Origin of the sequence: Streptomyces prasinopilosus, assembly GCF_001419695.1 — a bacterium.
Lineage (GTDB): Bacteria > Actinomycetota > Actinomycetes > Streptomycetales > Streptomycetaceae > Streptomyces > Streptomyces prasinopilosus.
The window spans coordinates 1-9,993 of the sequence record NZ_LIRG01000208.1 but is presented as its reverse complement, the minus strand read 5'-3'; the positions used below and the strand labels follow the sequence as shown (position 1 = coordinate 9,993).

Annotated in this window: 6 protein-coding genes; all 6 read left to right on the top strand. The window is 71.2% G+C overall.

Features of this window, described 5'->3' with window-relative positions; genetic code table 11:
• The coding region (locus AOK18_RS10400; protein ID WP_055694130.1) for a sugar ABC transporter ATP-binding protein at positions 1-1,452 on the top strand (1,452 nt) is incomplete at its 5' end.
• The gene (locus tag AOK18_RS10395) at positions 1,449-2,468 is read left to right on the top strand and encodes an ABC transporter permease (RefSeq protein WP_055571191.1); all 1,020 of its coding nucleotides are present in this window, start codon (positions 1,449-1,451) and stop codon (positions 2,466-2,468) included. The genes AOK18_RS10400 and AOK18_RS10395, both read left to right, overlap by 4 nt.
• A 17-nt stretch (positions 2,469-2,485) precedes the next feature.
• Complete coding sequence (locus AOK18_RS10390) at positions 2,486-3,532, top strand: substrate-binding domain-containing protein (RefSeq protein ID WP_055571190.1); 1,047 nt, start codon at positions 2,486-2,488, stop codon at positions 3,530-3,532.
• Positions 3,533-3,612: 80 nt separating this feature from the next.
• Positions 3,613-4,830 (top strand): Gfo/Idh/MocA family protein, encoded by a 1,218-nt coding sequence (locus AOK18_RS10385; protein WP_167738665.1) that lies wholly within the window; start codon positions 3,613-3,615, stop codon positions 4,828-4,830.
• 24 nt (positions 4,831-4,854) lie between these two features.
• Positions 4,855-5,853 (top strand): sugar phosphate isomerase/epimerase family protein, encoded by a 999-nt coding sequence (locus AOK18_RS10380; RefSeq protein ID WP_055571188.1) that lies wholly within the window; start codon positions 4,855-4,857, stop codon positions 5,851-5,853.
• 302 nt (positions 5,854-6,155) lie between these two features.
• Complete coding sequence (locus AOK18_RS10375) at positions 6,156-9,869, top strand: ThuA domain-containing protein (RefSeq protein WP_055694128.1); 3,714 nt, start codon at positions 6,156-6,158, stop codon at positions 9,867-9,869.
• The last annotated feature ends 124 nt before the right edge of the window (positions 9,870-9,993 follow it).

The window sequence follows — 9,993 nt, the reverse complement described above, 5'->3', positions numbered from 1 at the left end:
CTGGACGGCGTCGACCTCGACGTCCAGGCCGGCGAGGTGCACTGCCTGCTCGGCCAGAACGGCGCCGGCAAGTCCACCCTGATCAAGGTGCTGGCCGGCGCCCACCAACCCGACACGGGCACCATCCGCTGGCGCGGCGAAGCCGTCACCCTGCGCTCGCCGATCGCCGCCATGCGCCTCGGGATCGCCACCATCTACCAGGAACTCGACCTGGTGGAGCACATGACGGTCGCCGAGAACGTCCACCTCGGCCAGGAACCGACCACCGCCGGGTTCGTCGTCCGTCCCCGGACGGCCAGGGACTCGACGGCCGAGCTGCTGACCCGGCTCGGGCACCCGGAGATCGAACCGGGCCGCACGGTGGGGGAGTTGTCCGCCGCCCAGCAGCAGATCGTCTCGATGGCGCGGGCGCTCTCGCACGACGTGCGCCTCATCGTGATGGACGAGCCGTCGGCCGCCCTCGACCCGGACGAGGTCGACAACCTCTTCCGCATCGTCGCCGCCCTCACCGCCGACGGGGTCGCCGTCGTCTACATCTCGCACCGCCTCGAGGAGATCCGGCGCATCGGCGACCGGGTGACCGTGCTCAAGGACGGCCGCGCCGTCGCCGGCGGGCTGCCCGCCCGGTCCACCCCCACCCGGGAGGTGGTCGCCCTGATGACGGGCCGCGACGTCGAGTACGTCTTCCCCCCGCGGCCGGCCGTCCCGCCCACCGGAGAACCGGTGCTGACCGTCGAGAACCTCTCCCGCGAGGGCGAGTTCGCCCCCCTCGACCTCGAACTGCGCCCGGGGGAGATCGTCGGGCTCGCGGGACTCGTCGGCTCCGGGCGCTCCGAGATCCTGGAGACGGTCTACGGCGCCCGCAAGCCGGACTCCGGCCGGGTCCTGGTCGACGGGCGCCCCCTGCGGCCGGGCAGCGTGCGCGCCGCGGTCCGCGCCGGGATCGGACTCGCCCCCGAGGAACGCAAGGCGCAGGCCCTGCTCATGCTGGAGTCCGTCACCCGCAACGTGTCGCTCTCCGCCCTGTCCCGCTTCTCGCGCGCCGGCTGGATCGACCGCGGCGCCGAACTCGGCGCGGCCCGCGCGGCCACCCGCGAACTGTCGCTGAGGCCGGACAACCCGGACGTGCCCGTGCGCGCCCTGTCCGGCGGCAACCAGCAGAAGGCCGTGCTCGCCCGCTGGCTGCTGCGCGGCTGCCGGGTGCTGCTGCTGGACGAGCCCACCCGCGGCGTCGACGTCGGCGCCCGCGCCGAACTGTACGCAGTCATCAGGCGGTTGGCCGACGAAGGCCTCGCCGTCCTGCTCGTCTCCAGCGAGGTGCCCGAGGTGCTCGGCCTCGCCGACCGCGTCCTGGTCCTCCGGGAGGGCGACGTCGTCCACACGGCACCCGCCCCGGAACTCGACGAACACCGTGTACTCGACCTCGTCATGGAAGGAAGCCCGGCGTCATGACGCAGCCCGTCTCCCCGCCGCGGGACAGCACCGAGAAGGCGCCGGCAACCGGTGGAACGCCCGCCCGGCGCGCCGTGCTGTTCCGCCCCGACGTCCGCACCCTGTCCCTGCTCGGCGTCCTCGCCGCGCTCCTCCTCATCGGCGGCATCACCAGACCGGACGAGTTCCTGGACACCCGCAACCTCCAGCTCGTCCTCACCCAGGCCTCCGTCATCGGCGTCGTCACCGTCGGCATGACCTTCGTCATCACCTCCGGCGGCATCGACCTGTCGGTCGGCGCGATCGTCGCCCTGGCCTCGGTGTGGGCGACCACGGTCGCCACCCAGGAGTTCGGGTTCGCCGGCATCCTGTTCACCGCCGTCCTCGTCGGCGTCGGCTGCGGCCTGGTCAACGGGGTGCTGATCGCGTACGGCGGGATGGTCCCGTTCATCGCGACACTCGCCATGCTCGCCTCGGCCCGCGGCCTCGCCCTGCAGATCACCGACGGACGGACCCAGGTCGTCACCATCGACGGCGTCCTCGACCTCGGCGAACGCGACGCCTACGTCCTCGGCGTCCCGCCCCTGGTCCTGGTGTTCGCGGCGGTCACCGTCATCGGCTGGCTGGTCCTCAACCGGACCACCTTCGGGCGCCGCACCGTCGCCGTCGGCGGCAACGCGGAGGCGGCCCGGCTCGCCGGCATCGACGTCCGCCGCCAACGCCTGTACCTGTACCTGCTGTCGGGGCTGTGCTGCGGCATCGCCGCCTTCCTGCTGATCGTGCTGTCCGGCTCCGGCCAGAACACCAACGGCAACCTCTACGAACTCGACGCCATCGCCGCCGCGATCATCGGCGGCACCCTGCTCACCGGAGGCCGCGGCACCATCGTCGGCTCCGTGCTGGGCGTCCTGATCTTCACCACGATCACGAACATCTTCGCCCTGAACAACCTGCAGAGCGACGTCCAGCAGATCGCCAAGGGCGCGATCATCGTCGCCGCCGTGCTGGTCCAGCGCCGTACCGCGAGCACGACCTGACGAAAGGGTTCACCGCCATGCCGCAGACACCCCTCACGAGCCGCAGAGGGCTGCTCTTCGGAGCCGCCGCCGTCTCCGCCGGCGTCCTCGTCACCGGCTGCACCAGCAACGAGCCGAGCGACGCCGAGCCGACCGCCGACGACCGGCCGGCCGCCGACGACAAGCCCGGCAAGCCGGTCACCATCGGCTTCGCGGGACCGCAGGCCGACCACGGCTGGCTCAACGCCATCAACGACAACGCCGAGAAGCGCGCCAAGACGTACTCGGACGTCACCATGGAGGTCACCGAGGGCTCCAACGACACCGCCCAGCAGATCGGCCAGATCGAGACCCTCATCAACAAGAAGGTCGACGTCCTGGTGGTGCTGCCCGCGGACGGCAAGGCGCTCACCCAGGTCGGGCTGAAGGCGATGCGCGCCGGCATCCCCGTCGTCAACCTCGACCGCATCTTCAACTCCCCCCAGGCCTACCGCTGCTGGATCGGCGGCGACAACTACGGCATGGGCCTGAACGCCGGGCACTACATCGGCGAGAAGCTCAAGGACACCCCCAATGCCCGGGTCGTCGAACTGGCCGGCCTGGACAACCTGGAACTCACCAAGCAGCGCACCCAGGGCTTCGACGACGCGCTGAAGAACTACCCCAACATCAAGAAGGTGGCCCGCCAGGCCGCCGACTTCACCGTCGAGTCCGGCCAGGCCAAGATGGCGCAGCTCCTCCAGGCCCAGTCGAAGTTCGACGCCCTGTGGAACCACGACGACGACCAGGGCGTGGGCGCGCTGCGCGCCATCGAACAGGCCGGGCGCGACGACTTCCTCATGGTCGGCGGCGCGGGCGCGCTCTCCGCCTTCCAGGCCATCAAGGCGGACGACGGCGTCCTCAAGGCGACCGTGCTCTACCCGCCGTCGATGGCCGCCTCCGCGATCGACCTCGCCCGCGCCCTCGGCCAGGGCAAGGGCGTCGGCGGCCTCGCCGAGTTCGAGATCCCCACCTCGCTGACCTGCTACTCGGCCGTCGTCGACAAGGAGAACGTCGACCAGTACATGTCCACCGGCTTCAAGTGACGAGCCCCGCCCCACGGGCTTGACCGGCCCACCGGGCGGGGCCGCCCCCCGCCCGCCACGACGACGAGGAGGACATCCGCATGGCACAGCCGCAGCAGTCAGACGGGGCGGACGGCACGGGGGCGGGAAAGCCACCCCTGCGCGTCGGCATGGTCGGCTACGCCTTCATGGGCGCCGCCCACTCCCAGGGCTGGCGCACCGCGGGCCGCGTCTTCGACCTGCCGATGAACCCCGAACTGGCCGTCGTCTGCGGCCGGGACGCCACCGCGGTGCGCGCGGCGGCCGACCGCCACGGCTGGACGGACACCGAGACCGACTGGCGCGCCCTGGTCGAACGGGACGACGTCGACCTCGTCGACATCTGCACCCCCGGCGACAGCCACGCCGAGATCGCGGTGGCCGCGCTCGCCGCGGGCAAGCACGTGCTGTGCGAGAAGCCCCTCGCCAACACCGTCGCCGAGGCCGAGGCGATGGTCCGTGCCGCCGAAGAGGCCCGGGGACGGGGCCGGCTGGCGATGGTCGGCTTCAACTACCGCCGGGTCCCCGCGACCGCGCTGGCCCGGCGGATGGTGGCCGAGGACCGCATCGGCACCCTCCGGCACGTCCGGGTGGCCTACCTCCAGGACTGGCTGGTGGACCCCGCGTTCCCGCTGACCTGGCGGCTGCGCCGGGAACAGGCCGGCTCCGGATCGCTCGGCGATCTCGGCGCGCACATCGTCGACCTCGCCCAGTACCTGGCGGGTGAACGGCTGGCGGGGGTCTCCGCGCTCACCGAGACGTTCGTCCGGCAGCGGCCGCTGCCCGCGGCGCCGGCCGGCGGCCTGACCGCCGTCGGCAGTGCCGGCACCGGCGAGGTCACCGTGGACGACGCCGCCCTGTTCACCGGCCGCTTCACCTCCGGCGCCCTCGCCTCCTTCGAGGCCACCCGGTACGCCACCGGCCGCAAGAACGCGCTGCGCATCGAACTCAACGGCGAACGCGGATCGCTGGCCTTCGACCTGGAACGGCTCAACGAACTCTCCTACCACGACGCCACCGAGCCCGCGGCGCACGCGGGCTTCCGCCGCATCCTGGTCACCGAACCCGACCACCCCTACCTGGACGCCTGGTGGCCGCCGGGCCACGGCCTCGGCTACGAGCACACCTTCGTGCACCAGGCCCGCGACCTGGTCCACGCCGTCGCCGAGGGCCGCGCCCCCGAACCCTCCTTCGCCGACGGACTGCAGGTGCAGCGCGTCCTGGCGGCGGTGGAGGACAGCGCCCGGAAGAACTCCGTCTACACGCCGATCGCCGCCTGAAGACCTGAGGAAAGGCAGACCCGCATGCCCCGCGACTTCACCCTGTTCACCGGCCAGTGGGCGGACCTCCCCCTCGAGGAGGTCTGCCGGCTCGCCCGCGACTTCGGCTACGACGGCCTCGAACTCGCCTGCTGGGGAGACCACTTCGAGGTGGACAAGGCACTCGCCGACCCGTCCTACGTGGACTCCCGGCGCCGGCTCCTCGGCAAGTACGGCCTTGAGGTCCGGGCGATCTCCAACCACCTGGTCGGCCAGGCGGTCTGCGACGCCATCATCGACGAACGCCACCGGGCCATCCTGCCCGCCAGGATCTGGGGCGACGGCGAGGCCGAGGGCGTGCGGCAGCGGGCCGCCGCCGAGATCGAGGACACCGCGCGCGCCGCCGCCCTCCTCGGCGTCGACACCGTCATCGGGTTCACCGGCTCGGCGATCTGGCACCTGGTCGCCATGTTCCCGCCCGTGCCCGAGTCGATGATCGACCGCGGCTACGAGGACTTCGCGGCGCGCTGGAACCCGATCCTGGACGTCTTCGACGCCGAGGGCGTGCGGTTCGCGCACGAGGTCCACCCCGGCGAGATCGCCTACGACTACTGGACCACCGTCCGCACGCTGGACGCGGTCGGCCGCCGGCCGGCCTTCGGGCTCAACTTCGACCCCTCCCACTTCGTGTGGCAGGACCTCGACCCGGTCGGCTTCCTGTGGGACTTCCGCGACCGGATCTACCACGTCGACTGCAAGGAGGCCCGCAAGCGTCTCGACGGCCGCAACGGCCGCCTCGGCTCCCACCTCCCCTGGGGCGACCCCCGGCGCGGCTGGGACTTCGTCTCCGCCGGCCACGGCGACGTCCCCTGGGAGGACGTCTTCCGCATGCTGCGCTCCATCGGCTACCGGGGCCCGGTCTCCGTCGAATGGGAGGACGCCGGAATGGACCGCCTCCAGGGCGCCCCGGAGGCGCTGGCCCGGCTGAAGAAGTACGACTTCGACCCGCCGTCGGCCTCCTTCGACGCGGCGTTCAGCAGCTGAACCGCACGCCCGACGCCAGGTCGGGGACGGGGACCGGAGCACCCGCCGGTCCCCGGCCCGGCCTGCCCGGATCCCGCTTTGTCCTGTACCGGGGGGAAGTTCGGCCGGTCCCGGTCCAAGGGGTGTTCGCCCCGGACGAACGCGGTTACCGTCCCTGAAGTGTTCCGGTCCTGAAGCGTTCAGGACACCCATGCCGCCGGGGTGACGGCCCGCCCCGGCATCCGCACCGCACGTCCTCGCACCCGCACCGCACGTCCTCGCACCCGTTCCGTACGGCCCCACCCCGTTCCCGGAGGGACTTCGTGCACAGAAGCAGACTCACACCCGCCCCCATCACGAGGCGGCCCGGACTTCGCGCCGCCCTCGCCCTGCTCACCGGCCTGATGCTGGCCGTGGGCACCCCCGCGACCGTCGCCGGCGCCCACCCCGGGCACCCGGAACACGACGAACCGGCGGCCGCCGAGGGACAGTTCCAGCAGGTACCGCTCGCCAAGGGCGAGCCGGAGACGGGCGAGCCGATGTCGCTCACCGTGCTCCCGGACCGCAGCGTCCTGCACACCTCGCGCGACGGCACGCTGCGCCTCACCGACCAGGGCGGCGTCACCAAGGTCGCCGGGAAGATCCCCGTCTACAGCCACGACGAGGAGGGCCTGCAGGGCGTCGGCGTCGACCCGGACTTCGAGAACAACCGGGCGGTCTACCTCTACTACGCCCCGCCGCTCGACACCCCCGCGGGCGACGCCCCGGAGACCGGCACCGCCGAGGACTTCGCGAAGTTCGACGGCGTCAACCGCCTCTCCCGCTTCGTCCTCAACCCCAACGGCACGCTGGACATGGCCAGCGAGAAGAAGGTCCTGGACGTCGCGGCCTCCCGCGGCACCTGCTGCCACGTCGGCGGCGACATCGACTTCGACGCCGAGGGCAACCTCTACCTGTCCACCGGCGACGACACCAACCCCTTCGCCTCCGACGGCTTCACACCGATCGACGAACGGCCCGGCCGCAACCCGGCCTTCGACGCCCGCCGCAGCTCCGGCAACACCAACGACCTGCGCGGCAAGATCCTGCGCATCAAGGTCGCCGAGGACGGCTCGTACACCGTCCCGGAGGGCAACCTCTTCGCCTCCGGCACCGAGAAGACCCGCCCCGAGATCTACGCGATGGGCTTTCGCAACCCGTTCCGGATGAGCGTCGACGACAAGACCGGCACCGTCTACGTCGGCGACTACGGTCCCGACGCCGGCGCCGCCGACCCGAACCGGGGGCCCGCGGGACAGGTCGAGTTCGCCAAGGTCACCGAGGCCGCCAACTTCGGCTGGCCCTTCTGCACCGGCGACAACGACGCCTACACCGACTACGACTTCGCCACCAAGACCTCCGGCGAGAAGTTCGACTGCGCAGCCCCGAAGAACACCTCGCCGCACAACACGGGCCTGGTCGACCTGCCGCCCGCCCAGCCCGCCTGGATCCCCTACGACGGCGGCTCCGTGCCCGAGTTCGGCAGCGGCTCCGAATCCCCGATGGCGGGACCGGTCTACCGCTACGACCCCGGACTCGAGTCCTCGGTGAAGTTCCCCGAGGCGTACGACGGCGACTTCTTCGCGGGCGAGTTCGGCCGCCGCTGGATCAAGCGGATCGAGCAGAACGAGGACGGCTCCGTCGCGAAGATCAACGACTTCCCGTGGACCGGCACCCAGATCATGGACATGGAGTTCGGCCCCGACGGCGCGCTCTACGTCCTGGACTACGGCGTCTCCTGGTTCCAGGGCGACGAGAACTCCGGCCTGTACCGGATCGAGAACGCCGAGGACGGCTTCTCCCCGATCGCCGAGGTGAGCGCCGACCGGACCTCCGGCGCGGCCGGCCTGAAGGTCAGGTTCACCGGCTCCGCCAAGGACGCCGACTCCCCGGACCTCACCTACCGCTGGGACTTCGGCGACGGCACCAAGGGCGAGGGCCTCACCCCCACCCACAGGTACAAGAAGGCCGGCACCTACACCGCGACCTTCACCGCCACGGACCCCGAGGGCAACACCGGCAACGCCAGCACCCGGATCGTGGTCGGCAACACCGAGCCCACGGTGAGGATCGAGGTCCCGGGCAACGGCAGCCTGGCCGCCTTCGGCGAGCCCGTCCCGTTCAAGGTGACCGTCACCGACCCCGAGGAGAAGGCGGACTGCTCCAAGGTCAAGGTCGTCTACAGCCTCGGCCACGACTCCCACGCCCACGAACTGACCAGTGAGACGGGCTGCGAGGGCACCCTCAAGCCGCCCGCCGGAGACGGCGGCCACGACCCCAACGCCAACATCTACGGTGTCGTCGGAGCCAGTTACACCGACGGCGGGGCCAACGGCCAGGAAGCCCTGACCGGCACCGCGCGCACCGTGCTCCAGCCGCTGCACCGCCAGGCCGAGCACTTCACCACCCAGTCGGGCGTGAAGACCTTCGACAAGACCGGCGCCCACGGCGGCAAGACCGTCGGCGACATCCACGACGGCGACTGGATCTCCTTCAGCCCCTACCGGTTCGACGGGCAGAAGAAGCTGACCGTGCGGGCCTCCTCCGGCGGCGCCGGCGGCTTCGTCGAACTGCGCACCGGCTCACCCGACGGCAAGCTGCACGGCTCGGCGTACATCCCGCCGACCGGCGGCTGGGACACGTTCCAGGACGTCGACGTGCCGCTGCGGTCGCTGCCGAAGAAGACCACGGAGATCTACCTGGTCTTCAAGGGCGGCGAGGGCGCGCTGTACGACGTGGACGACTTCGAGTTCTCCAAGGAGCCGTTCAAGGGCGGCAAGAAGGTCCTGGTCTTCTCCAGGACCGCCGGTTTCCGCCACGACTCCATCCCGGCCGGCGTCGCCGCGCTGAAGGAACTGGGCGGCCCGGCCGGCATCACCGTCGACGCGACCGAGGAGGCCGGACAGTTCACCACGGCCAACCTCGCCAAGTACGACGCGGTGGCCTTCCTCTCCACCACCGGTGACGTCCTGAACGCCGACCAGCAGAAGGCGTTCGAGAACTACGTCAAGAACGGCGGCGGCTACCTGGGCATCCACGCCGCCGCCGACACCGAGTACGACTGGGAGTTCTACGGCGGTCTCGTCGGCGCCCACTTCGACTCGCACCCGGCCGTCCAGAAGGCCACCGTGCGCGTCGAGGACCACGACCACCCCTCCACCGCGCACCTGGACGACGCGTGGGAGCGCACCGACGAGTGGTACAACTACCGCACCAACCCGCGCGGGCAGGCCAAGGTCCTCGCCACCCTGGACGAGACGACCTACCAGGGCGGCACCATGAAGGGCGACCACCCGATCGCCTGGTGCCAGAGCTACGGCGGCGGCCGCTCCTTCTACACCGGCGGCGGCCACACCAAGGAGTCCTACGCCGAGGAGGCCTTCCGCGCCCACCTGCTCGGCGGCCTCCAGTACGCCACCGGCCAGGTCAAGGCGGACTGCAAGCCGGGCAAGGACCACCGGAAGATCTTCAACGGCCACACCCTGGACGGCTGGAAGCAGGCCGGCCCCGGAAAGTTCGACGTCAAGGACGGCACCCTGGTGTCCGAGGGCGGCATGGGCCTGCTCTGGTACCAGGCCAAGGAACTGTCGTCGTACTCGCTCAAGCTCGACTGGAAGATGCGGGGCGACGACAACTCCGGGATCTTCGTGGGCTTCCCGGCCTCCGACGACCCCTGGTCCGCGGTGAACAAGGGCTACGAGATCCAGATCGACGCCACGGACGCGCCCGACCGCACCACGGGCTCCGTCTACTCGTTCAAGTCGGCGAACATCAAGGCCCGTGACCAGGTCCTGCGTCCGCCCGGCCAGTGGAACTCCTACGAGATCAAGGTCCAGGGCGAACGGCTCCAGGTGTTCCTCAACGGAGTCAAGATCAACGACTTCACCAACACGGACCCCGAGCGGAGCCTGACCGACGGCCACATCGGCCTCCAGAACCACGGAGCCGGCGACCAGGTCTCCTTCCGCGACATCCGGCTGAAGGAACTGCCCTCCTAGGGTCCTCCGCTCGGACCGGGCCGGACCCCACGAGCCCGGTCCGGTCCGAACGAGAGGCCCCGAGGGCGATCCGAACGGCGGCGGGCGGAGGACGCCGGACCTCCGCCCGCCGTCCCGCCCGGCA